At 64.9% G+C, this 23,840-nt stretch carries 25 protein-coding genes; 16 read left to right on the top strand and 9 right to left on the bottom strand.

The features are described 5' to 3' along the window. Positions 1-77: 77 nt before the first annotated feature. Together JJE66_RS06520 and JJE66_RS06515 are read right to left on the bottom strand one after the other, a co-directional pair. On the bottom strand, positions 78-1,163 hold the full coding sequence (locus JJE66_RS06520) for a DUF2855 family protein (RefSeq protein ID WP_200513260.1): 1,086 nt from the start codon (positions 1,161-1,163) through the stop codon (positions 78-80). Positions 1,164-1,238: 75 nt separating this feature from the next. Further along, positions 1,239-1,904, bottom strand: coding sequence for a DNA-3-methyladenine glycosylase (locus tag JJE66_RS06515; protein ID WP_200513259.1), 666 nt, complete (start codon positions 1,902-1,904; stop codon positions 1,239-1,241). Between the two features lie 188 nt (positions 1,905-2,092). On the opposite strand from JJE66_RS06515, the gene gluQRS reads away from it, so the two are divergent. Both gluQRS and JJE66_RS06505 read left to right on the top strand, forming a co-directional pair. Continuing rightward, positions 2,093-2,965, top strand: a complete 873-nt coding sequence (gluQRS, locus tag JJE66_RS06510; protein WP_200515281.1) for a tRNA glutamyl-Q(34) synthetase GluQRS — start codon at positions 2,093-2,095, stop codon at positions 2,963-2,965. 104 nt (positions 2,966-3,069) lie between these two features. Further along, complete coding sequence (locus JJE66_RS06505; RefSeq protein WP_200513258.1) at positions 3,070-4,356, top strand: ATP-binding protein; 1,287 nt, start codon at positions 3,070-3,072, stop codon at positions 4,354-4,356. On the opposite strand, the gene JJE66_RS06500 is transcribed toward JJE66_RS06505, so the two are convergent. Next, positions 4,283-5,176 carry a YihY/virulence factor BrkB family protein gene (locus tag JJE66_RS06500; protein WP_200513257.1) on the bottom strand — a complete coding sequence of 298 codons (894 nt, stop codon included), beginning with the start codon at positions 5,174-5,176 and terminating at the stop codon, positions 4,283-4,285. The genes JJE66_RS06505 and JJE66_RS06500 overlap by 74 nt on opposite strands. A gap of 281 nt (positions 5,177-5,457) precedes the next feature. Here JJE66_RS06500 and JJE66_RS06495 point away from each other — a divergent pair, with 281 nt between their 5' ends. From JJE66_RS06495 to JJE66_RS06465, 7 genes are all read left to right on the top strand, one after another. After that, the gene (locus JJE66_RS06495) at positions 5,458-5,652 is read left to right on the top strand and encodes a twin transmembrane helix small protein (RefSeq protein ID WP_200513256.1); all 195 of its coding nucleotides are present in this window, start codon (positions 5,458-5,460) and stop codon (positions 5,650-5,652) included. Positions 5,653-5,654: 2 nt separating this feature from the next. Then, positions 5,655-6,251 (top strand): cob(I)yrinic acid a,c-diamide adenosyltransferase, encoded by a 597-nt coding sequence (locus JJE66_RS06490; protein WP_200513255.1) that lies wholly within the window; start codon positions 5,655-5,657, stop codon positions 6,249-6,251. Between the two features lie 123 nt (positions 6,252-6,374). Continuing rightward, entirely contained in the window at positions 6,375-7,124 is a 750-nt protein-coding gene (locus JJE66_RS06485) for an electron transfer flavoprotein subunit beta/FixA family protein (RefSeq protein ID WP_200513254.1), read from the top strand. Continuing rightward, a complete protein-coding gene (locus JJE66_RS06480) occupies positions 7,124-8,074 on the top strand; it encodes an electron transfer flavoprotein subunit alpha/FixB family protein (RefSeq protein ID WP_200513253.1) in 951 nt (316 codons plus the stop codon). The genes JJE66_RS06485 and JJE66_RS06480 overlap by 1 nt, the downstream gene beginning before the upstream one ends. Positions 8,075-8,266: 192 nt before the next feature. After that, positions 8,267-9,148 carry a 3-hydroxybutyryl-CoA dehydrogenase gene (locus tag JJE66_RS06475; protein WP_200513252.1) on the top strand — a complete coding sequence of 294 codons (882 nt, stop codon included), beginning with the start codon at positions 8,267-8,269 and terminating at the stop codon, positions 9,146-9,148. After that, the gene (locus tag JJE66_RS38835) at positions 9,066-9,395 is read left to right on the top strand and encodes an Imm27 family immunity protein (RefSeq protein ID WP_409362795.1); all 330 of its coding nucleotides are present in this window, start codon (positions 9,066-9,068) and stop codon (positions 9,393-9,395) included. The genes JJE66_RS06475 and JJE66_RS38835 overlap by 83 nt, the downstream gene beginning before the upstream one ends. A 59-nt stretch (positions 9,396-9,454) precedes the next feature. Then, entirely contained in the window at positions 9,455-9,649 is a 195-nt protein-coding gene (locus JJE66_RS06465; RefSeq protein ID WP_200513250.1) for a hypothetical protein, read from the top strand. On the opposite strand, the gene tlpA is transcribed toward JJE66_RS06465, so the two are convergent. Next, positions 9,646-10,311 (bottom strand): thiol:disulfide interchange protein TlpA, encoded by a 666-nt coding sequence (gene tlpA, locus JJE66_RS06460; RefSeq protein WP_200513249.1) that lies wholly within the window; start codon positions 10,309-10,311, stop codon positions 9,646-9,648. The genes JJE66_RS06465 and tlpA overlap by 4 nt on opposite strands. Before the next feature lie 104 nt (positions 10,312-10,415). On the opposite strand from tlpA, the gene argH reads away from it, so the two are divergent. From argH to lysA, 3 genes are all read left to right on the top strand, one after another. Next, complete coding sequence (argH, locus tag JJE66_RS06455) at positions 10,416-11,813, top strand: argininosuccinate lyase (RefSeq protein ID WP_200513248.1); 1,398 nt, start codon at positions 10,416-10,418, stop codon at positions 11,811-11,813. Between the two features lie 93 nt (positions 11,814-11,906). After that, positions 11,907-12,197, top strand: a complete 291-nt coding sequence (gene lptM / locus JJE66_RS06450) for an LPS translocon maturation chaperone LptM (RefSeq protein ID WP_200513247.1) — start codon at positions 11,907-11,909, stop codon at positions 12,195-12,197. A gap of 24 nt (positions 12,198-12,221) precedes the next feature. After that, complete coding sequence (lysA, locus tag JJE66_RS06445; protein WP_200513246.1) at positions 12,222-13,487, top strand: diaminopimelate decarboxylase; 1,266 nt, start codon at positions 12,222-12,224, stop codon at positions 13,485-13,487. Between the two features lie 43 nt (positions 13,488-13,530). Here lysA and JJE66_RS06440 read toward each other — a convergent pair whose 3' ends face one another. The 3 genes from JJE66_RS06440 to JJE66_RS06430 all read right to left on the bottom strand — a co-directional run bounded on the left by JJE66_RS06440 (position 13,531) and on the right by JJE66_RS06430 (position 16,887). Then, a complete protein-coding gene (locus JJE66_RS06440; protein WP_200513245.1) occupies positions 13,531-15,270 on the bottom strand; it encodes a tannase/feruloyl esterase family alpha/beta hydrolase in 1,740 nt (579 codons plus the stop codon). Positions 15,271-15,410: 140 nt separating this feature from the next. Continuing rightward, positions 15,411-16,301, bottom strand: coding sequence for an NAD(P)-dependent oxidoreductase (locus JJE66_RS06435; protein WP_200513244.1), 891 nt, complete (start codon positions 16,299-16,301; stop codon positions 15,411-15,413). A gap of 202 nt (positions 16,302-16,503) precedes the next feature. Beyond that, a complete protein-coding gene (locus tag JJE66_RS06430; protein ID WP_014491654.1) occupies positions 16,504-16,887 on the bottom strand; it encodes a carboxymuconolactone decarboxylase family protein in 384 nt (127 codons plus the stop codon). A 189-nt stretch (positions 16,888-17,076) separates the two neighbouring features. On the opposite strand from JJE66_RS06430, the gene JJE66_RS06425 reads away from it, so the two are divergent. Next, entirely contained in the window at positions 17,077-19,701 is a 2,625-nt protein-coding gene (locus JJE66_RS06425; RefSeq protein ID WP_200513243.1) for a TIGR02302 family protein, read from the top strand. A gap of 166 nt (positions 19,702-19,867) precedes the next feature. On the opposite strand, the gene JJE66_RS06420 is transcribed toward JJE66_RS06425, so the two are convergent. Together JJE66_RS06420 and JJE66_RS06415 are read right to left on the bottom strand one after the other, a co-directional pair. Next, the gene (locus JJE66_RS06420; protein WP_200513242.1) at positions 19,868-20,242 is read right to left on the bottom strand and encodes a response regulator; all 375 of its coding nucleotides are present in this window, start codon (positions 20,240-20,242) and stop codon (positions 19,868-19,870) included. A gap of 50 nt (positions 20,243-20,292) precedes the next feature. After that, positions 20,293-21,171 carry an MJ0042-type zinc finger domain-containing protein gene (locus tag JJE66_RS06415; protein ID WP_200513241.1) on the bottom strand — a complete coding sequence of 293 codons (879 nt, stop codon included), beginning with the start codon at positions 21,169-21,171 and terminating at the stop codon, positions 20,293-20,295. A 160-nt stretch (positions 21,172-21,331) separates the two neighbouring features. Here JJE66_RS06415 and ftsE point away from each other — a divergent pair, with 160 nt between their 5' ends. From ftsE to JJE66_RS06400, 3 genes are all read left to right on the top strand, one after another. Then, a complete protein-coding gene (gene ftsE, locus JJE66_RS06410; protein WP_200513240.1) occupies positions 21,332-21,991 on the top strand; it encodes a cell division ATP-binding protein FtsE in 660 nt (219 codons plus the stop codon). Then, on the top strand, positions 21,984-22,952 hold the full coding sequence (locus JJE66_RS06405) for an ABC transporter permease (protein ID WP_200513239.1): 969 nt from the start codon (positions 21,984-21,986) through the stop codon (positions 22,950-22,952). Before ftsE ends, JJE66_RS06405 begins: the two co-directional genes overlap by 8 nt. Positions 22,953-23,119: 167 nt before the next feature. After that, a complete protein-coding gene (locus tag JJE66_RS06400) occupies positions 23,120-23,824 on the top strand; it encodes a YdcF family protein (RefSeq protein WP_200513238.1) in 705 nt (234 codons plus the stop codon). Positions 23,825-23,840 lie beyond the last annotated feature (16 nt).

Genomic DNA, 23,840 nt, shown 5'->3' with positions numbered 1-23,840 from the left:
CGCGACCTCGGGCCGTCTTCGCGGCGTTTCCTCTGAGATCGAAACGCTATACTGGATCGACGGACGTCAAAAGCGCTTTACCCGAGCAGCGAGAGCATGTGGCCCTGCTCAGGCGGAATGCGCCCCTTCAGCGTGTCGAGATAGACCTGTCGTACTGCCTCGGGCCCGCGGCTCTCGACCACGGTCAGACGCTTGTCCAGCGTCGGCGCAAATCCAGACCATGCCGCGCCAAAGCGTTGTTCGATGCCGCCCGGACCCCATTCCTTGGCGCGCTTGCGGATCTGATCGGGCGCGAAGAACCAGCGCGGCTTTGCGCCGGGCAGCTCGCCTTCATCGGCGTCGGTGGCGCGATGCGTCAAACCGACGCGCACCGAGCATTTCATCTGGTCGCCAAAATGCCGGTGCAGTCCGGCGCGCAGCGCGCTGTTGCCGGCCATGTCGACGAAAGCGACCGGTGCGTCCGCAGGCATTGACGTCGCGCGGTCATAGGTGACGACCTCGTCATAGCAGCCGAGTGACGTGACGAAGCCGGTATTGCCCGCTGATGTCAGTCCGATCACCTTGCGTCCGCGCGCGTGCAGCAGATGGGCGAGCCCGAACGCGGTCTTGCTCGAGGCGCTCGACAGCAGCACGGTGCGTGCGCCAAAATCGTCGTTCTCGGCCAGGACATCATCGACCAGGAACGACAGCATGAACAGCGGCCGCAGCAGCGCCTGGTAGTCGCCCTGCCGTCCCGCATAAGTGGGATCGCCGCCGACGCGCGCATAGGCATTGTAGACCGGTGCCACGCCCTGCCGATGCGCGGCGCCATCGCGCAGGCTGCGTTTGCTGACGTCAGTCGCTTCGATGATGAGATGTGTCGCCATCGGGAAATAGCCGAACAGGCGTTCGCCGACGGGCACATTCGGATGCGTAGAGGCGATGGCCTCGCCAAACCCCCACACCGGAATGTTGCCGAAGCCCTGCGGCGCCGGAAACAGCTGCCAATATTTCAGCTCGTCGCCGAGCACGGCATAGGTGATGTTGTTGGCGGTCAGCGCAAAGCGGTCGACCTTCACCAGCAGGGCATCCTGCGGCAGCGCGTCCACCGCCGGAAGTTCGGTTGCGATCGTCTTGCACTGCTCAAAATCGTCTCGCGCAACGATGAAGTCTGAGGATGTCATGACGTTGATCCCGGCTTGTGCCCGCGCCGGCATCTCATCAAGCACCCGTGTGTCGTTTGCAACAGCAACATAGTTTTAAACGTTGTTCGTCGGCTTACCCGGGATCACGCCTTCGCGGTTCTTGATCGCGCGATAGTAGCTCCACCACAAGTGCGCTGCGGCGCCGCGCAGGGGCCGCCACGGTTCTGCAAGCGGCGCCATCTGTTTTTCAGTTGGCCGCGTCTTCAGCCCGAGGCCAACCTTGATCCCCTCCTGCACGGCGATGTCGCCGGCCGGCCAGGCATCGCCATGGCCGAGGCAGAACAGCAGATAGACGTCGGCTGTCCACGGTCCGATGCCCGGCAGCGCGATCAGCGTGTGGTGCGCGGCCTCGGCGTCCTCTTCCGCGAGCACGTCGAGGTTCAGCCGCGCTGCGGTGATCTCGCGCGCGAGATGTTTCAGCGTCTTGATCTTGGCGGCGGAGAGGCCGAGCCGCCCCAGTCGGTCGGTGCGGGCGCGGCGCACCGCGTCATGGTCGAACGGATCGAAGGCGGCGGACAGCCGTCCCCAGATCGCCGCTGCGCTCGCGGTCGAGAGCTGCTGTCCGCAGACGATATGGGCAAGCCCCGCAAACCCCGGCTCGCGCCGCCGCAAGGCGGGCATGCCCGCGATCTCGAACACGGGCTTGAGCCGCGGGTCCCGCTTGACCAGCGCGTGGATGGCTTCTTCGAGATCGGACTGGGTTTCGAGGTGGATGGTCATTTGTGGCTCGGCAACTCTCTCCGGCGTCATGGCCGTCCTGTCCCGGCCATCCACGTCTTTCTAACCGCAGATTACTGTCTAGCATGAGCGACGGACGTCGTATTTATCCGCGACCTTGACACGATCACCGAATGGCACCGAAGAACGTGGATGGCCGGGACAAGCCCGGCCATGACGAGATCCGTCTGATGGCAACACCCGTTTTCCGATTTGCCCCGAGCCCCAACGGCCTCCTGCATCTCGGCCACGCCTATTCGGCACTGCTCAATTTCGACCGCGTGCACGAAGCCGGTGGGCGGCTGTTGCTACGGATCGAAGACATCGACGCGACGCGCTGCCGGCCGGAATATGAGGCGGCAATCTATGAGGACCTCGCCTGGCTGGGGATCGTCTGGGAAACGCCGGTGCGGCGGCAGTCTGAGCATCTTGCCGACTATCGCGCCGCGCTGGAGAGGCTGACTGCGCTCGGGCTCGTCTATCCCGCCTTCGAAAGCCGCGCCGAGATCGCAAAGCTAGTGGCCGCGCGCGACGCCGATGGATCATGGCCGCGGGATCCCGACGGTGCGCCGCTCTATCCCGGCGACGCGAAATCATTGCATGGCGAAGAGCGAGCACGGCTGATCGACTCGGGCGCGCCCTACGCGTTGCGCCTCGACACGACTGCGGCCTGTCGGCGGGTCTCCGGCCTGACCTGGAACGAGTTGGGTGCGGGCCCCGACGGCGAGCACGGCATGGTCGCTGCGCGGCCCGAGGCTTGGGGCGACGTGATCCTGGCCCGCAAGGAGACGCCGACCAGCTACCATCTGTCCGTGGTGGTCGACGACGCGCATCAGGGTGTCAGCGAGATCGTGCGCGGCCGGGACCTGTTTCATGCCACCTCGGTGCATCGCCTGCTCCAGGCGTTGCTCGACCTGCCCCAGCCCGTCTATCGCCACCACGCCCTAATTCGCGACGCGGCCGGCCGCAAGCTGTCGAAATCGGACCGCGCGACCGGCCTGCGGGAGTTGCGCGCGGCCGGCACCTCGCCCGCCGCTATCCGCCAGTTGGTGGGATTAGGCTAAGTTTCTCTGGGGGTTAGCCAAACGCCGCCGTGACTCCAGGGGTTCCGCCGTGTCATGCTTGGGCCAGGAGCCCGGGGTTCGAAGGGATACTTCGAAGGGGAGTTATGGCGGCGAAAACGCGGGCAGCGCGCACCACGCGAAAGTCCAGGCAACCGCCTCGGAAGCGATCCGGGGCGGATAGCAAGGCGCGCAAGCGCAGCACCAAGGTCGGCGTAAAGCCCGCCGGGACGGACGTGGTTCAGGCTGCGCTTGCCGCCTTCGCCCACGAGGTCCGCACGCCCCTGACCGGCATTCTGGCGATCAGCGACCTGCTTGCGACCTCCGATCTCGGCGAGCGGGAACGGCGCTGGGCCGACACCATTAAGGCTGGCGCCGAGCATCTGGCGAACCTTGCCACTCTGTTCGTCGACGCCGCCAAAACCGGGAGGGGGGCCGGGAAGGGCGGAAGCTCCCTGCGGCAGGATTTGTTCGACCTGCGGGCGCTCGCCCGCAGTACCGGCGATTCGCTCGCCGGCCGCGCCGCGGCCAAGGGTCTCCAGGCCCAAGTCGAGATATCCGAGAAACTTGCGGGCTTGGTGGTCGGCGATCCCGTCCGCCTGCGTGCCGCGCTCGAAAACCTGATCGACAATGCGGTGAAGTTTACCGACCAGGGTGGTGTGGCGATCTCGGCCATGCCTTGGCATCCGGCCAAAGGCAAAGGAAAGGCATCGGCCAAGGACAAGCGCCGGGTCGGCGTTGCCTTCGCGGTGTCGGACAGCGGCATCGGCCTGACCATGGCCGAAATCAAGCGGCTGTTCCGCCCCTTCACCCAGGCCAACGTCACCATCGCCTCGCGCTTCGGCGGCGCCGGCCTCGGGCTGTCCTCGGTAAAGCAGCTGGCGCGCGCGATGGGCGGTGACATCACGGTCTCTCCGCGGCGCGGGGGCGGTGCCACCTTCACGCTGACGGTCTCTCTCGATGGCGCGGGACCGGCGAAGTCGCGCAAGTCTGGCGGCGAGGCGGATACGCTGGCGACGTTGCGCGTGCTCAGCGTCGAGGACAATCCGTTCGGCCGCGTCGTGCTCAACACCATTTTGACCGAGCTCGGCCATCACGCCGAGTTCATCGGGCGCGGCGAGGAGGCGGTGAATCGGCTCGCGCAAGGCGCCTTCGACGCGGTGCTGATGGACATGGTTTTGCCGGGCATCGACGGCGTCGAGGCGATCAGGCAGATCCGCAAGATGCAGACGCCACTCGCTCAAATCCCCATCATCGGAGTCTCGGGCCGCGGCGAAGACGAGGCGGCTTCGCGCGAGGCCGGCGCCGACGCCTTCCTGGTCAAACCTGTGTCTCCGCGGGCTTTAGCGACTGCGCTGCTTGAAGCGACACGCCGTGAGGAAGCCGCAACTTGATAATCGCGGCGTTGAGTTCGCCGCCGTAAACGAAGATCGCGGCGATGAAATACAGAAACACCAGGGCGATGATCACCGAGGCGAGCCCCGCATACATCGTCACGTAATTGTTGGCGAAGCGCGCCAGATATTGTCCAAACACGATGCCCGAGATCAGCGAGGCCACCATGGTGAAGACGATGCCGGGCAGGATCTGGAGAAAGCCGCGCCGTCCCGCCGGCAGCCAGGCGTGCAGGATCAGCAGCGCCACCACCAGCGCGCCGATGGTGATGCCGTAGCGCAGCCAGGTCAGGATGCTCTCGTTGGATTCAACGACCAGCGGAACATAGCGCCGCGCCGCCTCGATGAAGAGCGGCCCGAGCACGATCAGGAACGCCATGGCCAGCGCGGTGAACGCCGCGACCAGCGTGTAGCCGATCGATTCCAGCCGCAGCCAGTACCAGCGCCGCATCTCCACCACCGCATAGGCGCGGTTGAGTGCGACCCGCAGTGCCTCGACGCCATTGGAGGCGAAGTAAACCGACAGCACCGCGCCGATTGTGAGCACGCCGGATCGGGTGGTGGTCAGGACGTCGTGGACTTCGCCCGAGATCGAATCGGCAACCTGCTTAGGCCAGACCTGGAGCATCAGCCCGGCCGCCTGGTCGGCGAGCTCCTTGGAGCCGAAGAAGCCGGCGAGCGAGGTCAGCACGATCAGGAACGGGAACAGTGCCATCAGCGTCGACAGCGCAATGTGGCTCGCGATCGCCCAGCCGTCGTCCGCCAGGAACGTGTAGAACGCATCCATCGCGACGATGTAGATGGTGCGGATTGCCTTCACGGCTTGCCCCGGGCTGCCCCTTCTCCCCGCTTGCGGGGAGAGGGTTGGGGTGAGGGGGGCTCTCCGCGGAGACGGTGACAGAGGGGCTCGCGGAGACTCCCCCTCACCCGGAATCCGCGCTGCGCGCGCATTCCGGCCTCTCCCCGCAGGCGGGGAGAGGCGAAGAAGGCCGGCGACGGGCGCAAATCGAAAATCATCGACCCAGCTTCTGATATTATTGGCTTAAAAGCCAGATTGGGAACGCCATAGCGGAGCGCCGCACACGGTGTTATCTACCCCTGATGGCATCCCTTTTGAGTACCTTCATCCTGCCGGTGGCAGCCGGCGCCGTGGCTTTGGTGCTGCTGCTCGGTCTCGTCAACATGATGCGCGGCGGCTCGCCCAACACCTCGCAGAAGCTGATGCGCTTGCGCGTGCTGCTTCAGTTCGTGGCGATCGTCGTGGCCATGCTCGCGGTCTGGGCGATGGGGCGTTAAACATGGTCGTGCTCAACCGCATCTATACGAAGACCGGTGACGACGGCACGACAGCGCTCGGAACCGGCGAGCGCCGTCCAAAATATGATCTGCGCATCGCGGCCTACGGCACGGTCGATGAGACCAATGCCGCGATCGGCGTGGTGCGCCTTCACACCATGGATGCCCCGGAGCTCGATGCGATGCTCGGCCGAATCCAGAACGATCTGTTCGATCTCGGCGCCGATCTCGCGGTGCCTGAGCGCGAAGGCAAGGAAACTAACAAAGAAACTAAAAAGGCGGAGCGGCTGCGGGTGGTGGCGAGCCAGGTCGAGCGGCTCGAGCGCGACATTGACGCACTCAACGACAAGCTTGCACCGCTCACCTCCTTCGTGCTCCCGGGTGGCACGCCGGCCGCCGCCTACCTCCACGTCGCCCGCACGATTTGCCGTAGGGCGGAACGGGTGATGGTGGAACTGGCAGCCCAGCCCAATGAGACGGTCGGCCCAGCTGGCATCCAGTATATGAATCGCCTGTCGGACTTCCTGTTTGTGGCCAGCCGTGCCGCCAACCATAACGGCGCCGGTGACGTGCTCTGGGTTCCGGGCCAGAATCGCTGACCCATTGAGGTCAGCATTTCTGAGGTCTAAAATTAGGCCCCTTCGCGCGTTGACCGGGCCGGATCAGGCCTTTAGGTTCCGCGCCAGTTGATACCCCCTCCCAAATTGAGTGAAAGAGGATCGATGAAGGTCTTGGTGCCGGTAAAGCGGGTGGTCGATTACAACGTCAAGGTCCGCGTCAAGAGCGATGGATCGGGCGTTGAACTCGCCAACGTCAAAATGTCGATGAACCCGTTCGACGAAATCGCGGTCGAGGAAGCGCTGCGTCTGAAGGAAGCCGGCAAGGCGACCGAAGTCGTCGTGGTCTCCATCGGACCGGCGCAGGCGTCGGAGACGATCCGCACTGGTCTTGCCATGGGCGCCGATCGCGGCATCCTGGTGAAGGCCGACGGCATTGTCGAGCCGCTCGCTGTCGCCAAGATCCTGAAGAAGGTCGCTGACGAAGAGCAGCCCGGCCTGATCATCCTCGGCAAGCAGGCGATCGACGACGACAGCAATCAGACCGGCCAGATGTTGGCCGCGCTGCTCGGCTGGTCGCAGGCGACCTTCGCTTCCAAGCTCGAAGTCGAAGGCTCCGACTTCAAGGTCACCCGCGAAGTCGACGGCGGCTTGCAGACCGTCAAGCTGAAGGGACCGGCGATCGTCACCACCGATCTGCGTCTCAACGAGCCGCGCTATGCCTCGCTGCCCAACATCATGAAGGCCAAGAAGAAGCCGATCGCGGACAAGACCGTCGCCGATTACGGCGTCGATGTCACCGCGCGCCTCGAAGTTCTGAAGACGACGGAGCCCGCGGACCGCAAGGCCGGCGTCAAGGTCAAGGACGTCGCCGAGCTGGTGTCGAAGCTCAAGAACGAAGCCGGGGTGCTCTGATGACGACGCTGCTGATTGCCGAACACGAACACGAGGTCCTCAAGGATTCCACCAACAAGGCGCTGACTGCAGCCTCCCAGCTCGGTGGCGATGTCCATGTGCTGGTCGCCGGCGGCGGCCAGGGCACCAAGGTTGCGGCCGAGGCGGCCTCGAAGCTTGCCGGTGTCGCCAAGGTGCTGGTCGCCGAGGGCGAGCCCTACGCGCACGATCTCGCCGAACCGCTGGCCGCGCTGATCGTCTCGCTGGCGCCGTCCTATGACGCGATCGTCGCGCCCGCGACCTCGCGCTTCAAGAACGTGATGCCGCGTGTCGCCGCGCTGCTCGACGTCATGCAGGTCTCGGAGATCACCAAGGTGGTGGCGCCCGATACCTATGAGCGTCCGATCTATGCAGGCAACGCCATCCAGACGGTGAAGTCGAAGGACGCCAAGAAGGTCATCACGGTCCGCACCTCGACTTTCGCGGCGGCAGCTGCCGGCGGCAGCGCGCCGGTCGAGAGCGTTCAGGTTGCGGCCGATCCGGGCCTGTCGTCCTTCGTCAGCGAGGAAGTCGCCAGGAGCGACCGTCCCGAGCTGACCTCGGCCAAGATCATCGTCTCCGGTGGCCGCGCCATGCAGAGCCGCGAGAATTTCGCCAAGTACATCGAGCCGCTCGCCGACAAGCTCGGCGCCGGTGTCGGTGCCTCGCGCGCGGCGGTCGACGCCGGCTATGCGCCGAACGACTGGCAGGTCGGCCAGACCGGCAAGGTCGTGGCCCCCGAGCTCTATGTCGCCGTCGGCATTTCCGGCGCGATCCAGCATCTGGCCGGCATGAAGGACTCCAAGGTGATCGTCGCGATCAACAAGGACGAGGACGCGCCGATCTTCCAGGTCGCCGATTACGGCCTGGTTGCCGACCTCTATCAGGCGGTTCCGGAGCTGACAGCCGAACTCGGCAAGCTCGGCAAGTAAAACACGTTCAAAACACCGGCCGGAGGTATAAACTCCGGCCGGTTTTTCTTTTTCGAGGCGTTTTCTTTGGCGCGGGGCACGCCGGGGGAGCGATCCAATCTAGGTTTCGAGCCAAGGTTCTGATTAAATCGGATCTCCCGGCTCGGGGAATGAGGCTGGCGCGACATGCGCGCCGTTCCGGTGGATGATATTATGGCGGCAGTGATCAAGAAGGTCGGCGTGATCGGCGCGGGGCAGATGGGCAATGGCATCGCGCATGTCGCGGCCTTGGCCGGCTTCGACGTGGTGCTCAACGATGTCTCGGCCGACCGCCTCAAGTCAGGGATGGCCACCATCAACGGCAATCTGGCGCGACAGGTCTCCAAGCAGGCCGTCAGCGAGGAAGAAAAGGCCAAGGCGATCGGGCGCATCACGCTCGCCGAACAGCTGGACGGCCTCGCCGACTGCGATCTCGTGATCGAGACCGCGGTCGAGAAGGAAGAGGTCAAGCGCAAGATCTTTCACGAGCTCTGCGCGGTGTTGAAGCCGGAAGCGATCGTCGCCTCCGATACCTCCTCGATCTCGATCACCCGGCTTGCGGCCGCCACCGACCGGCCCGAGCGCTTCATCGGCATTCACTTCATGAATCCGGTGCCGCTGATGGAATTGGTCGAACTGATCCGCGGCATCGCCACGGACGATTCGACCTTCGAGGCATCCAAGGAATTCGTCGCCAAGCTCGGCAAGCAGGTCGCGGTCTCCGAGGATTTCCCGGCCTTCATCGTCAATCGCATCCTGCTGCCGATGATCAACGAGGCGATCTACACGCTGTACGAAGGCGTCGGCAACGTCGAGGCGATCGACGCTGCGATGAAGCTCGGCGCGCACCATCCGATGGGCCCGCTGGAGCTTGCCGATTTCATCGGGCTCGATACCTGCCTGTCGATCATGCAGGTGCTGCACGAAGGGTTGGCCGATTCCAAATACCGACCGTGCCCGCTGCTGGTGAAATATGTCGAGGCCGGCTGGCTCGGCCGCAAGACCCAGCGCGGCTTCTACGACTACCGCGGCGCCAAGCCGGTTCCGACGCGCTAGTCTGGTGTCCCCAAAGGGCCCAATTGTCATTGACGAGGGGCACCCCAACTTCGACGAGATGTTGAGCAGGCTCGTTCCGGTCAAGACCAGCAATTGGGCTGTGCTGTACCAGGACGCGAACGGGACGCTTTGGGACGTGACCTTCCCGCAGGGCGAGCTGCAAGGCGGCGGCCCTCGGAGGTTGCGGCGCTTACCTGATACCAATCCGGATGTATGGGACCCCTACGGTCGGACGACCGCTTCGTGACAATTCATGTCGCGTTAACCCACTCCGCCTAGGCTCTCGCCGGTACGAGGGTTTGCGTAATGGACACGATGGCGATGATCAGCACCATGCTGGCCTCTCAGCAAGGCGCGCTGCAGTCGAACATTTCGGCGACGCTGATCAAGCAGAACGCGGATGCGGAGAAATCCGCTGTCCTGACGCTGCTCGGTGCCGGTCAGCCCTCGCTCGCGAATGTCGGCCAGGGCGTCGGCGGCAATCTCAATATTTCGGCTTAAAGCGATGCAGCGGCCGGCCCCAGCGCGGCCCGGATCAGCTTGAGCGCGTCGTCGCTCGCCCATTCCGCCGGCCCCGCGATCGTCGCGATCTCGCAGCCCTGCGGGTCGACCAGCACCGAGGTCGGCATGCCCAAAGCCCGGCCTATCGACTTAAGATCCTGGAAAACCTTCGCTTTTTGGTCGGTGAAATAGCCGAGCCGGGTCAAATTGGCGTCCTTCAGGAAATTCTTGGGCTTTTCGGGGTCGCGGGTGTCGATATTGATCGCCACCACCTCGAAACTCGGGCCGGAAAGCTTGGCCTGGAGCTGGTCCAGTGCCGGCATTTCCTTGCGACAGGGGACGCACCAGGTGGCCCAGAGGTTCACCAGCAGGGTCTTGCCGCGGAAGTCGGACAGTTTCTTCGGCTTGCCGTCGGAATCCTCGAAGGCGAGGTCGGGCAGCCTCAGGGGCGTGCTTGCCATGGTCAGCGCCGCCACCTCGCCATGGGCGAGCGGAGCGATCTTTTGGGCCGTGGCTACCGCAGCCCGGCAGGCCGGATCGCCGGCGGGGGTCCGGCTCAGGCCCAGCCCGTACAGCGCGGCGAAGCCGGCCAGTCCTCCGATCGCCACGGTGGCGATGACGATCGGGATCCGGTGCGTGGCGGAGGGCTTCTTGTCGAGCATATCGTTTGTCATCCGGTCGCAGATATGGCTATCAGGGGCCTCTTAATACGGCTGGCGCCAGCCAGCAAACGTGCGGCAAAGAAGCAAGGCGTGAGCAGGGGATCATGAGCAACAAGATGTGGGGCGGCCGGTTCTCGGAACGTCCCGATGAGATCATGGAAGAGATCAATGTCTCCATCGACGTCGATCGTCACCTCTTTGCCCAGGACATTGCCGCGTCCAAGGCCCACGCCGCGATGCTTGCCAAGCAAGGCATCATCACGGCCTCTGATGCGAAAAATATCGGCAAGGGTCTAGACACGATTTTGTCAGAGATCGGCACGGGCGACTTCACGTTCAAGCGCGCGCTCGAAGATATCCATATGAATGTCGAGAGCCGTCTGTCGGAGCTGATCGGCCCAGCCGCCGGCCGCCTGCACACCGCGCGCTCGCGCAACGACCAGGTCGCGACCGATTTCCGTCTCTATGTCCGCGATGTTCTCGATGAGACCGACGCCGCGCTTGCCGCGTTCCAGGCATCGCTGGTCAATCGCGCTCTCGAACATGCCGCGACCGTGATGCCCGGCTTCACGCATCTGCAGACCGCGCAGCCCGTGACCTTCGGCCACCATCTGCTCGCCTATGTCGAGATGGCCGGGCGCGACCGCGGCCGTTTCCAGGACGCCCGCAAGCGGCTCAACGAATCGCCGCTCGGTGCCGCCGCGCTCGCCGGCACTTCGTTCCCGATCGATCGCCACGCCACCGCCAAGGCGCTCGGCTTCGATCGCCCGATGGCGAACTCGCTCGACGCCGTCTCCGACCGCGATTTCGTGCTGGAGACGCTGTCGGCGGCCTCGATCTGCGCCGTGCACATGTCGCGCTTTGCCGAGGAGATCGTGATCTGGACGTCGCCGCTGGTCGGCATGATCCGGCTCAGCGACAAGTTCACCACGGGATCCTCGATCATGCCGCAGAAGCGCAATCCCGATGCCGCCGAGCTCGTGCGCGCCAAGACCGGCCGTGTCATCGGCGCGCTCAATGGTCTCCTGATCGTGATGAAAGGCCTGCCGCTCGCCTATCAAAAGGACATGCAGGAGGACAAGCAGGGCGCGATGGAGGGCTTTGCCGCGCTGTCGCTGGCGATCCGCGCCATGACCGGCATGGTCCGCGACCTCGTGCCCGACGAGGCCAAGATGAAGGCCGCCGCAGGCGAGGGCTATGCCACTGCAACCGACCTCGCCGACTGGCTGGTACGGACGCTGAAGATGCCGTTCCGCGACGCCCATCACGTCACCGGCCGCATCGTCGCCAAGGCCGCCGAGGGCGGTGTGGCGCTGCACGAGCTGCCGCTCAAAGAGATGCAGGCGATCGAGCCCAAAATCACCAAGGACGTGCTCGGCGTACTCTCGGTCGAATCGTCGGTGAAGAGCCGCACCAGCTTCGGTGGTACCGCGCCGAAGAACGTGGCGTCGCAGGCCAAGGCTTGGGCGAAGCGGCTGGAAAAAGAGCGAAAGTTGGGCTGAAGGCAAAATTTCGCTTATGTTTCATGGTCATCCGGCTCTCGCCAGAGCGTGCCAATCTCTGTATGGTGCGGCCCGCGTAGTGGGGATTTCGTCGTGACGTCAAAGTTTCGCCCGGCCGGATCGGGGTGGGCCATCATTGTCTTGAGCCTGAGCGCGCTTGCGCTCGCCGGCTGCGGCCGCAAGGGTCCGCTCGATCTGCCGCCGACCGCCTCCAACGCATCCACGGCCAACATCGCCGCGCCGACCGACACCGAGACCGAAGCCCAGAAGACGCCGAGCGTGTTCAATCCGACCTATGGCGCGGACGCAGCTCCAGCGGCGACCAAGGGCCGGAAGAAACCGTTTATCCTCGACCCGCTTCTGGACGAAAGACCCAGCAAATAGGCTGGGGTAACTGAGCCAAACGCCATGAACCATTTCGACTACCGCAACGGCGTGCTGCACGCCGAGGCGGTGAATCTGTCCGAGCTGGCCGCAACCGTCGGCACGCCGTTCTATTGCTATTCGACCGCGACGCTGGAGCGGCACTACCGCGTCTTCGCCGATGCCTTCGCCGGCGAGAAGGTGCTGGTCTGCTACGCCATGAAGGCGAACTCCAACCAGTCGGTGCTGCGCACGCTGGCCAAGCTTGGTGCGGGCGCCGACGTCGTCTCCGGCGGCGAGTTGAAGCGTGCGCTGGCCGCCGGCATTCCCGCAAGCAAGATCCTGTTCTCCGGCGTCGGCAAGACCGAGACCGAGCTGCGCGCTGCGCTCGCCGCCGACATCTTCTGTCTCAACGTCGAATCCGAGCCCGAGCTCGAATTGCTGTCGCGGCTCGCGACCGAAATGGGCAAGACCGCGCGCATCTCCATCCGCGTCAATCCGGACGTGGATGCCGGTACGCATGCAAAGATCTCCACCGGCAAGTCCGAGAACAAGTTCGGCATTCCGATCGTCCACGCCCGCGAGGTCTACGCGCGTGCCGCGAAGTTGCCGGGAATCGAAGTGACCGGCACCGACGTGCATATCGGCAGCCAGATCACTGATCTCTCGAAGATGGAGACGGCGTTCCGCATCCTCTCCGAATTCGTGCAGACGCTGCGCGCCGACGGCCACAACATCAGCCACGTGGATTTCGGCGGCGGCCTCGGCATTCCCTACTACATGGACCGCGAGGCACCACCGGCGCCGGACGCCTATGCCGCCATGGTCAAGCGCGTCAGCCATAATCTCGGCTGCACGCTGATGTTCGAGCCGGGCCGCATGATCGTCGGCAATGCCGGGATCCTGGTCGCCAAGGTGATCTATGTGAAACACGGCGACGGCAAGAATTTTGTGATCATCGACGCCGCCATGAACGACCTCATTCGCCCGACGCTGTACGAGGCCCATCACGACATCCTGCCGGTGGCGCAGCCGGCCAAAGACGCAGCGACCATCATGGCCGACGTCGTCGGCCCCGTCTGCGAGACCGGCGACTATCTCGCATTGGATCGCACGCTGCCGACCCCGAAGCCGGGCGATCTCATCGCCATCATGACCGCCGGCGCCTATGGCGCGGTGCAGGCCGGCACCTACAACACGCGGGCGCTGGTGCCGGAGGTGCTGGTGAAGGGCGATCAATACGCGGTGGTACGTCCGCGCATCGAGGTCGAGCAGCTGATCGCGATGGACACGCCGGCGCCGTGGCTATGAGCAGGACGCCGGCGAGCCAATGCTCGCCGGCGCCGCGCGTTCGTCACGGCCCGTATTTGGGCGCCGGCTTCTGGTTGAAATCGTTCTCATCGGTGACGCAGGTGAAGTTCGCCGCGTTGTTGGTGTCGCCGCTGCCGTTGTACTTCGCGACTTTGGGGAAGACGCAGAGCGGCCGGGTCATCTGAACCGCAGGCGGCGTATCGGCCACGAACTTGGTGGCGAGGATCGTGTCCGGCGCAACGCCAGCCTCGACCCATTTGACGAGCGGTGTGAGCGCATCGAAGGTGTTGGGGCCGGGCCCGCCGGAGCAGTGGTACAGCCCCGGCACCATGAACAGACGCGCGTAGCTCTGGGTTCGTCGCAGCGCCGGATTGCCAGGTCCGTTGTCGTGATCGAAGAAGGCAACCGGTTGGGCCCCCCGGCCCTCATTCCCCACCAAGGCCAGGAAATAGTTGATACTGCTTTGTGACGGGATCAGCGGGTCGGCCCAGCCGTGATACATCAGCAGCTTGCCGCCATGCCCCCTGAACTCGCCGAGATCGGTGCTGGTCGCATTGAGCACCGCCGCAAGCTGATCATCCACCTTGTCGACGTCGCGGTGGAAATCAAAATTGGCAAAATTGACCGGGCTCGAGGGGTAGCCGAAGCTCGGGCCGAACACCCAGTAGAACAGGCCGTCGAACGCCGGTTCCGGAAATTGCTCCTGGAGGGCAAGACCGAGGGCGAGGATGTCGTCGGTCTCGTTGCCGCGCTCGGAGCCCGGATTGATGAGCTGTCCGTTCACCGGGTCGATCGTGCCGCCGTAATAGCGCTGCATGGTCGTGACCTGATCGGAGGTCAGGCAGGCCGGCGGCGCACTGCCACCTTTGCAGAGCAGGACCTTCGGATCGAAACGACAATCGCGCGGATCGGTCAGGAACTGATCCGTGCTGGCGCCGCCGTCCTGGCCGACGCATTGCTTGAGCACGGCCTGGTTGATCAGCGTCATTTGGCCGGCCTGGATGAGCCGGCCGGGACTCGCATGCGTGTTCTGCCAGCTATAGAGCCCCGCCATGTGCAGATGGGTGCGGTTGAATGCGGCAGCGCCGGCAAGGATGCCGTCATAATCGTTGGGGAAGCGCTGCGCCTCCATCAAAGCGTTCTGGCCGCCGGTGGAGCAGCCGGCGAAATAGGCCCGCTGCGATCGCTGGCCGTAAAACGCGTTGGCGATCTCCTTGCCGTGCTCGGTCATCAAATGGATCGCCCGGTAGCCGAAATCCTTGATCCGCTCGGGATGCCCGAACAGGCCCGTCGATGGCGCCGTCGGGTCGCCGAAGTCGATGGCGAGCGGATTGCCCATGTTGCCGGCCGAGCCGCAGAACAGCGGATTGCAACCCGATGACCCCGTGCCGAGATCGCTGTTGGTCGCGGCAAAGCCGGCCTGAATGCCGATGGCGAGCTCAGTGTAGGTGATGGTGCCCTGAAAGCCGCCGCCGCCGGTGCCGAGAAACCTGCCGTTCCACGTGCTCTCGGGCAGCCAGACCTCGATCTTGATGCTGGAGTCAGAGCTGGGAATTAGCGTTGCGGTGACGCGGCAGAAAGCGGGAAGACCAGTGATCGGGCTCGAACCAGGCGGGACGAAGGTGCCGGTCGTGTTGTCGTCCGCCGAATTGATCACCGTGTGTTGCAGTTGCAAGGATCGAAGATTGGTGCACGGCGTCGCCATTGCGGGCGAAGCACCGAGTGCGACACAGGCAAACAGGGCCGTGGTCGCACCGACAAGTAAGTGTCGATGACGTTTCATTCCGTCCTCCCTGATTTTTTTGCAGTCGTCGTGTAGGGAGGACAGGATAACTCACAAAGACTACAACTCAAGGATGATTCAGCGCATCGCGAACTGGCAGGCCGGCTCGCGCCTTGGTTGCGAGGGCGACGAGACTGGCGCTATCTCTTCCCGCCGACCACGACGCCGGCCTTCTTCTCGATCGGCTTGATCGCCGCGGTGAAGTCGGACTCGGCGCCTTCCGCGCTGATCACGGTCTCCCACAGCCGCCCGACCGCATCCGCGACCTCCATCGACAGGCCGAGCTGCTTCATCTCCTCCAGCGCCAGTCGCACGTCCTTCACCATCAACCCGGTGGCGAAGCCGAAGTCGAAGCTGCGAGGCAGCACCGAGCGCGGAAACTTGTCGCGGCTCGCGGTGTTCATGCCTGAGCCTGAATTGATGACGTCGATCATCACGGCGGGATCGAGCCCGGCTTTCACGCCCATCACCACCGCTTCCGACGTCGCCACCATGGCGGTGGCTGACAGGAAATTGTTGGCGAGCTTCATGGTCTGCGCCGCACCCGGTTTCTCTGCGATGAAGAACACCTTTCCGATTACGTCGAGCGCCGGCTTGAGCAGTTCGAACTCGGCCTTCGGCCCCGACACCATCACCGCCAGCGTGCCTTTCTCTGCGCCGCCGACGCCGCCGGACACCGGGCAATCGATCTGCACGATGTTGCGCTTGGCCAGGAGGCCGTGAATCTTCGTCGCCATCGCCGAGCCGACAGTGGAGAGATCGATGAAGCGTTTTGCGCGGCTCCCTTCGATCACGCCATTCGCGCCGGTGGCGACCTCGAGCGAGGCTTGCAGCGAGGGCAGGCTCGCCATCACCGTCTCGACCTTATCGGCAACGTCCTTTGGCGAAGTCGCAGCCGTGGCGCCGCGCGCCACAAGTTTGTCGACGACCTCCTTGCGGGTGTCGAACACGACGAGCTTGTTGCCGGCCTCGACCAGGCGCCGCGCCATCGGGAAACCCATGTTTCCGAGGCCGATGAATCCGATGTCCATGGTGTTTCCTTGTTTAGCGTTTCGTTGTTGGACGAGCTGCGCGCCAAATCCTCCGCTGTCGTCCCGGCGAAGGCCGGGACCCATCACCCCAGGGAGGAGTCGTTGTGCGAAGGCGGCAACTCCGAGTCCCCATAATCACATCCGACGGTGGTTATGGGTCCCGGCCTTCGCCGGGACGACGTTGAGAGGGCTTGCCGCCCCTTCAAGCCTTCCCGTCGATCTCCGCGAACACCTCGCGCGCGATGCGGAAACTGTCGACCGCGGCCGGCATGCCGCCATAGATCGCGACCTGCATCAGGATCTCGCGGATCTCGTCGCGGCTGACGCCGTTGGTGAGCGCGCCTTTCAGGTGTGCGCGAAACTCGTGCTGGCGGTTGAGGATCGCGATCATCGCGATGTTGAGCATGCTGCGGGTCTTGCGCGGCAGCTCCTCGCGGCCCCACACCGTGCCCCAGCAATATTCGTTGAGCATCTCCTGGAACGGACGGTTGAAATCGTCGACGTTCTTCAGTGCGTTGTTGACATAGGCTTCGCCCAGTACCGCTTTGCGGACTTCCAGGCCTTTGTCGTGCATCTTCTTGTCCATGGCGTTCCTCTGTTTTCCTTGCATTCCCCTTGGGATGGCGCCGCGGAAACTACGGGGTTGTGCGGGGCCAGTCACGTCCTCGTGTTATGCGGGAAAAGGGGTGTCTCCCGTACAGGAACGGATGCCTCAGTGCTGCCGTTGTGATACGCTCCACTCTGCCGGGTAACTTCGGGTAACTTGGAGAGTTGATTGAACGGCGTCACCCCCGACCCGTCAGACCCGATCCGTGATGGCGAGACTCTATCGCGGTTGAAGCTGGCGCAGGCCCTCGCGCGGTCCACCTATGCCATCGCGTGGGAGCGTGCCTGGCCCAGTCTGGCGCGCATTCTGACCGTTATCGGCCTTTTTCTGGTGGTGTCCTGGGCCGGCCTCTGGCTGGCGCTGCCCTTTGTTGCCCGCGCCATCGGCCTCGTCATTTTCGCCGGGCTTGCGGCTGGCGCCCTGTTCCCATTGATTCGGTTTCGCTGGCCGAGCCGGGAGGAGGGGCTTGCCCGGCTCGACCGCGGTTCGGGTATCCGGCACCGCCCTGCCACGACGCTCACGGACACGCTGACCTCGCAAGACCCCGTTGCGCAGGCGCTGTGGCAGGCGCAGCGCGAGCGTACCCTGGCTTCGCTCAAGCGGATCCGCGCCGGTTTGCCGCACCCACGCCTCGCCATCCACGATCCCTGGGCGCTGCGCGCGCTGGTCATGGTGATGCTGGTCGCGACCTTCTTTGCCGCCGGCGACGAGCGCGCGTTTCGGCTGGGTGCTGCCTTCGACTGGAATGGCGTGCTGGCGCCGACCAATATCCGCGTCGACGCCTGGATTGCGCCACCGCTCTACACGGGAAGGCCGCCGGTGATCCTGTCGGCCGCGAACAAGGAGGCTGCGGCACTTCCTGCCAGCGGCCCGCTCGCCGTTCCCTCCGGTTCGACCCTGATCGTGCGCTCCTCCGGCGGCAACCTGGATGTCGTCGTCTCCGGCGGCCTCAAAGAAGTCGCGCCCGCTGAAGCCACGCCCAAGGGCACCAACGAGAAGCATTTCACCATCACCGGCGACGGCACTGCGCATGTCCGCGCGCCCTCGGGCCAACCGCAATGGGCCTTCGCGGCGACGCCGGACCACCCGCCGACGATTGCGCTCGCCAAGGATCCCGAGCGCCAGGCGCGCGGCGCACTCCAGCTCGTCTACAAGATCGAGGACGATTACGGCGTCACCGGCGCCGAGGCGCAGATTGCCCCCCGTTCCGCCGATGCCGGCAACGGCAAGATCGATAGCAAGCCCGATAGCAAGACCGCGGCGAGGCCACTGTTCCAGCCGCCGCAATTCCCGCTGGTGCTGCCGAACGCCCGCACCCGTAACGGCGTTGGCCAGACCGTGAAGGATCTCAGCGAGGATCCCTATGCCGGCGCCGATGTCACGCTCACGCTCACGGCCAAGGACGAGGCCGGCAACGAGGCGAAGAGCGAACCGTTCAACATGCGCCTGCCCGAGCGGCTCTTCACCAAGCCGCTCGCGCGCGCGCTGATCGAGCAGCGCCGCATCCTCGCGCTCGACGCCAACAAGAATTCCGACGTCTACACCGCGCTCGACGCGTTGATGATCGCGCCGGAACTGTTCACGCAGGAAACCGGGCAGTATCTCGGCCTCTACAACGTCGCGCGCCAGCTCGAGGCGGCACGCACCGATGATTCACTGCGCGAGGTCGTGGCCAGCCTGTGGGCGCTCGCGGTGACGATCGAGGATGGCAACATCTCCGACGTCGAGAAGGCGCTGCGCGCGGCGCAGGACGCGCTGAAGCAGGCGCTCGAGCGTGGCGCCAGCGACGAGGAAATCAAGAAGCTGACGCAGGACCTGCGGGCCGCGCTGGACAATTTCATGCGCCAGCTCGCCGAGCAGTTTCGCAACAACAAGGACGCCCAGCAGCTCGCGCGTCCGCTTGATCCCAACACCAAGATCCTGCGCCAACAGGACCTCCAGAACATGATCGACCGCATGGAGCGCCTGTCGCGCTCGGGCGACAAGGACGCCGCCAAGCAGTTGCTCGACCAGCTCCAGCAGATGCTGGAGGGCCTTCAGATGGCGCAGCCGGGACAGTCCGGCGAGAGCGACATGGAGCAGGCGCTGAACGAGCTCGGCGACATGATCCGCAAGCAGCAGCAATTGCGCGACAAGACCTACAAGCAGGGCCAGGACTCCCGGCGTGACCGCATGCGCGGCAAGCAGCAGCCGGGCGACCAGTCGATGTCCGACCTCCAGCAGGACCAGCAGTCGCTGCGCGACCGCTTGAAGAAGCTCCAGGACGAAATGGCCAAGCGCGGCCTCGCGCAGAAGGGGCAGAAAGGCCAACAGGGGCAGAAGGGCCAGCAGGGTGACCAGGGCCAGCCCGGCCAGGATGGCGATCAGGACGCCGACCAGGGTGATGATGACGGCGGGCTCGATTCCGCAGACAACGCCATGGGCGATGCCGGCTCGAAGCTCGGCGACGGCAATGCCGATGGTGCGGTGGACTCCCAGGGCAAGGCGCTGGATGCGATGCGCAAGGGTGCGCAGAAGATGGCCGAAGCAATGCAGCAGGGCGATGGCGACGGCCAGGGCGACGGTCCCGGCAATCGCGCCGGCCGTCAGCAGAGCGGCGGCAACCAGACCGACCCGCTCGGCCGGCCGCTGCACGGTCGCGAATTCGGCGACGATTACACGGTCAAGATTCCCGGCGAGATCGACGTCCAGCGCGTCCGCCGCATCCTCGAAGAACTCCGCCGCCGCCTCGGCGACCCCTCGCGCCCGCAGATCGAGCTCGATTATATCGAGCGGCTGCTGAAGGATTTTTAGAGGGGCGGGCTGTCTCCCCCCGATGTCGTCCCGGCGAAGGCCGGGACCCATACCCAGGGAGATGTTTGGCGAAGACTCGTTGTCCGGTATTGCTATCGAGCCCTACAGATAGATCACGCGGTATGGGTCCCGGCCTTCGCCGGGACGACACCGAAAGTGTCTCGGGCTATCCCTTCTTCGCCGCAAGCGCGTCCGCCACCGCCGTGCGGATGTCCGCGACCGAGAACGGCTTGGTCACGACGTCATGCACCAGCGCGTTGAGGTTCGAGGCGCGCTCGCGCTGGTCGGCGAAGCCGGTCATCAGCAAAATGGTCAGCTCGGGAAAGTCGCGGGCGGCGGAAAGCGCGAGCGCGATGCCGTCCATCACCGGCATCTGGATGTCGGTGAGCAGCAGGTCGAACGCGCCGTCTTCGCGGATCAGGATCTCCAGCGCCTCGGCACCGTCTTGCGCGGTGACGATCTCGTGGCCGTCCATGGCGATGGCGCGCGCCACCAGCTGGCGCATCGAATCCTCGTCATCGGCAATCAACACTTTCGGCATGACACCAACCTCGGGACCAACCTCCTGTGCGGCACTCGACGGCGCCTTGATTACACGCTGCCGCCGGCAATGTCGCGCCGGGTGAAGAAGCGAACATCGATATTGCGGCCTTCCGGCGGCGGCGAGGCCAGGCGCGACCTGAAGAAGGCGCGCTCGCCGGGTTGCAGCACGGTCTGCTCCAGCACTGAATTCCAAGCGTAGATCTCCGCGCCTTGCGCGTCGCGCACTGCAAAGCGCAAGCGCGGAATATCGAGCGGCTTCTTGCCCTGGCCGACAATCACGCCCTCGATCACCAGCACCTGTTTGCCGTCCACGGTCTCGCTGGAGAGCTTGACGTCCTTGAAGGCGAGCCCGCGCAGATTCACCTCTAACCCGACCATCTTGTAGAACGCCGCGGTCTGCGGCAGCAGCCGGACCATGTCGCCGCGCCAGATCACCAGCGCCAGCACCAGCGCGCCCATGGCGGCGCAGGCGGTCGGGAGGCCGAAATAGGATTTTCGTCGCGCCACGACGGGGGCTGGGCGGCTAACCTTTGCCCCGCGGCGGCTGAACAGGCTGCTGAACCAGGACTGGTGCTGCGCGCCGACGGCCTCGTCCTCGGCGACCCTGGCTGCCGCGGACCACTCGTCCTCCGTCTCTGCAGTGTCCTCGGTCGGCCAGTCGCTGGCGATCGAAGGGCTTTCGACCACCGGGGTCTCGTCGGCTCCGTCGTCCTTGGCGTAGGAGTTCCACTGCTCGGCGAGGTCGGACTGGTCGTCAGCCTGGCTGGCCACGGCCATGGCCGGCACGGCCGCCTCCTCGATGGCATCCTCCGGATGCGCCATCCAGGTTTCCTTGCAGCGGGAGCAGCGGACCGTCCGTCCGTTGGCCCCAAGGCTCGCAAGCTTGATGGCGTAGGATGTCGTACAATGGGGGCAGACGATATGCATGGAGGGCCTCGACGATGACCCGGTCGCGCGGAACCGGGCGGTCAGGATGCTACAGAGCGACCGTTAACGAACCGGAAACCATAACGGTCGCAAAACTCGTGGAACATCTGTGGCGGTGCGTCGCGGCCCGGCCATCGTCCCCTCTCGAACGGAGCTGAGCTTGGTTCGGTTCGAAAATGTCGGATTGCGTTATGGCCTGGGGCCGGAGATCCTGCGCGACCTCAATTTCCAGATCCCTGCGCATTCCTTCCAGTTCCTCACCGGCCCGTCGGGCGCCGGCAAGACGTCGTTGCTGCGCCTGCTGTTTCTGTCGCACCGGCCGACGCGGGGCCTCGTCAATCTGTTCGGCCACGATATCTCGCAACTCGGCAAGGACGAGATTGCGGACTTGCGCAAGCGCATCGGCATCGTGCTTCAGGATTTCCGCCTGCTCGACCACATGACGACCTACGAGAATGTGGCGCTGCCGTTCCGCGTCATGGGCCGCAGCGAATCGAGCTATCGCAAGGAGGTCATCGATCTCCTGCGCTGGGTCGGCCTCGGCGAGCGCATGGACGCGCTGCCGCCGATCCTGTCGGGCGGCGAGAAACAGCGCGCGGCGATCGCGCGCGCCGTGATCTCGCGGCCGCAACTGCTGCTCGCGGACGAGCCGACCGGCAGTGTCGATCCCACGCTCGGGCGACGATTGCTGCGGCTGTTCATCGAGCTCAACAAATCAGGCACGGCCGTGATCATCGCGACCCACGACATCGCGCTGATGGACCAATACGAAGCGCGCCGCTTCGTGCTGCACCAGGGACGGTTGCACGTCTATGAGTAGGAGCGACGAGCGCGGCGTGTTGGTCGACCTCGGACAGGAGCGTCCGCAGCTCCCCGCGCGGGCGCGTAATATGTCGCCGATCGTGCCGCGCGCCTCTATCCACGGCCGCGCGCTGGTCGCGGTCGTCGCCATCATGACCTTTCTCGCCTCGATGACGACGGGCGCGGTGCTGCTGGTCAGCGCCTCGGCCGCGGAATGGCAGTCGGACGTCGCAAGCGAAATCACCATCCAGGTCCGTCCGCAATCCGGGCGCGATCTCGAGCGCGACACTGCGGCGGTCACCGAGGCAGTGCGCGCGCAGGCCGGCATCGTCGAGGTCAAGCCGTTCACCAAGGAGGAGAGCGGCAAGCTGCTCGAACCCTGGCTCGGCACCGGGCTCTCGATGGATGATTTGCCGGTGCCGCGCATGATCATCGCGCGCGTGCAGCCCGGCACGGCGCTCGATCTCGGTGCCCTGCGCGCCCGTGTGACCCAGGTGGCGCCAAGCGCCAGTGTCGACGATCACCGCGCCTGGATCGAACGGATGCGCTCAATGACCAATGCCACCGTGCTCGCCGGCATCGGCATCCTCGCGCTCGTCATCGTCGCGACCATCATCTCGGTCTCGTTCGCGACCCGCGGCGCGATGGCGGCGAACCGACCGATCGTCGAAGTCCTGCATTTCGTCGGCGCCGGCGACCGCTACATTGCCAATCACTTCCTGCGGCATTTCCTCAGGCTCGGCCTCGAAGGCGGCGTCATCGGCGGCGGCGTCGCAATGCTGCTGTTCGGCTTCTCCGAGTCGATCGCGGGCTGGTTTTCCGGCACCCCGGTGGGTGACCAGTTCGCGGCGCTGCTCGGCACCTTCTCGCTGCGGCCCTCGGGCTACGTCGTGCTCGCGGTGCAGGCCGTCCTGATCGGCGCGATCACCGCGGTGGCCTCGCGCCAGACCCTGTTCGCGACGCTGAATGACGTCGATTGAAGATGCACATGCTTGCGTTTCTTCGCCTCTCGCCGCAAGCGGGGCGAGGGAGCGCACTGCCGGCGCGGATGAGTAGCATTCCGTCGCGTTGATAAGCCCGATAAACCAGACTCCACTTCGCCTCAAAACGTCCTAAAATCATCCCGGGAAGGGATCGCCGACATCGCATGACCTCGCCGACCGACGATCAATCGCCGAACCTGCCGCGCGGCTGGCTGCGCGCGACCGTAGTGTCGACGGTCGCGTTCGTTTTCGTGGGCGCGGCGGCGGGCTTCATTGCATTCCTGTCGCAATTGCGGGGCGCCGAGATCGCGCCGGACCGCAAGGCTGACGGCATCGTGGTCTTGACCGGCGGTTCCTCACGCGTATCGGACGCGATGGAGCTCCTGGCGGCCGGCTATGGCAAGAGGCTGCTGATCTCGGGGGTGCACCCGACCTCGAGGGCGAGCGACATCTCCCGGACCTTGCCGGAGAACCAGTCCTTCATGACCTGCTGCGTCGATCTCGATCGCACCGCGCTCACGACCCGCGGCAACGCGGCGGAGGCGCGGCGCTGGGCCGAGGGGCGCGGGTTCAAATCACTGATCGTGGTCACCTCGAACTACCACATGCCGCGCGCGCTGGTGGAATTCTCGCACGCGATGCCGGAGACGGCACTGATTCCGTTCGCCGTGGTCGGCGACAAATGGCGTGAAGAGCCGTGGTGGACCTCGGCCTCGACGCTGCGGTTGCTGATGTCCGAATATGTCAAGTACATCGCCGCCGAGCTCAGGGTGCGGCTGGAAGATTTCGGGATTGACCTTTCCCCCGAAGTGTCGGAGCAGCCTGCGGGCCTGCAATCCAGGCGGCCCGCCACCGCACAGGCCAATTGATCGGCAATTGATCGGA

Source organism: Bradyrhizobium diazoefficiens (assembly GCF_016612535.1).
Taxonomy (GTDB): domain Bacteria; phylum Pseudomonadota; class Alphaproteobacteria; order Rhizobiales; family Xanthobacteraceae; genus Bradyrhizobium; species Bradyrhizobium diazoefficiens_C.
This window is presented reverse-complemented; position numbering and strand designations above follow the sequence as displayed.

Bases quoted from the DNA above. Each gene is read 5' to 3' on its own strand.
- JJE66_RS06520 (WP_200513260.1), bottom strand. From the start codon at position 1,163: ATGACATCCTCAGACTTCATCGTTGCGCGAGACGATTTTGAGCAGTGC.
- JJE66_RS06515 (WP_200513259.1), bottom strand. From the start codon at position 1,904: ATGACCATCCACCTCGAAACCCAGTCCGATCTCGAAGAAGCCATCCAC.
- gluQRS (WP_200515281.1), top strand. From the start codon at position 2,093: ATGGCAACACCCGTTTTCCGATTTGCCCCGAGCCCCAACGGCCTCCTG.
- JJE66_RS06505 (WP_200513258.1), top strand. From the start codon at position 3,070: ATGGCGGCGAAAACGCGGGCAGCGCGCACCACGCGAAAGTCCAGGCAA.
- JJE66_RS06495 (WP_200513256.1), top strand. From the start codon at position 5,458: ATGGCATCCCTTTTGAGTACCTTCATCCTGCCGGTGGCAGCCGGCGCC.
- JJE66_RS06490 (WP_200513255.1), top strand. From the start codon at position 5,655: ATGGTCGTGCTCAACCGCATCTATACGAAGACCGGTGACGACGGCACG.
- JJE66_RS06485 (WP_200513254.1), top strand. From the start codon at position 6,375: ATGAAGGTCTTGGTGCCGGTAAAGCGGGTGGTCGATTACAACGTCAAG.
- JJE66_RS06480 (WP_200513253.1), top strand. From the start codon at position 7,124: ATGACGACGCTGCTGATTGCCGAACACGAACACGAGGTCCTCAAGGAT.
- JJE66_RS06475 (WP_200513252.1), top strand. From the start codon at position 8,267: ATGGCGGCAGTGATCAAGAAGGTCGGCGTGATCGGCGCGGGGCAGATG.
- JJE66_RS38835 (WP_409362795.1), top strand. From the start codon at position 9,066: ATGTCGAGGCCGGCTGGCTCGGCCGCAAGACCCAGCGCGGCTTCTACG.
- JJE66_RS06465 (WP_200513250.1), top strand. From the start codon at position 9,455: ATGGACACGATGGCGATGATCAGCACCATGCTGGCCTCTCAGCAAGGC.
- tlpA (WP_200513249.1), bottom strand. From the start codon at position 10,311: ATGCTCGACAAGAAGCCCTCCGCCACGCACCGGATCCCGATCGTCATC.
- argH (WP_200513248.1), top strand. From the start codon at position 10,416: ATGAGCAACAAGATGTGGGGCGGCCGGTTCTCGGAACGTCCCGATGAG.
- lysA (WP_200513246.1), top strand. From the start codon at position 12,222: ATGAACCATTTCGACTACCGCAACGGCGTGCTGCACGCCGAGGCGGTG.
- JJE66_RS06440 (WP_200513245.1), bottom strand. From the start codon at position 15,270: ATGAAACGTCATCGACACTTACTTGTCGGTGCGACCACGGCCCTGTTT.
- JJE66_RS06435 (WP_200513244.1), bottom strand. From the start codon at position 16,301: ATGGACATCGGATTCATCGGCCTCGGAAACATGGGTTTCCCGATGGCG.
- JJE66_RS06430 (WP_014491654.1), bottom strand. From the start codon at position 16,887: ATGGACAAGAAGATGCACGACAAAGGCCTGGAAGTCCGCAAAGCGGTA.
- JJE66_RS06420 (WP_200513242.1), bottom strand. From the start codon at position 20,242: ATGCCGAAAGTGTTGATTGCCGATGACGAGGATTCGATGCGCCAGCTG.
- JJE66_RS06415 (WP_200513241.1), bottom strand. From the start codon at position 21,171: ATGCATATCGTCTGCCCCCATTGTACGACATCCTACGCCATCAAGCTT.
- JJE66_RS06405 (WP_200513239.1), top strand. From the start codon at position 21,984: ATGAGTAGGAGCGACGAGCGCGGCGTGTTGGTCGACCTCGGACAGGAG.
- JJE66_RS06400 (WP_200513238.1), top strand. From the start codon at position 23,120: ATGACCTCGCCGACCGACGATCAATCGCCGAACCTGCCGCGCGGCTGG.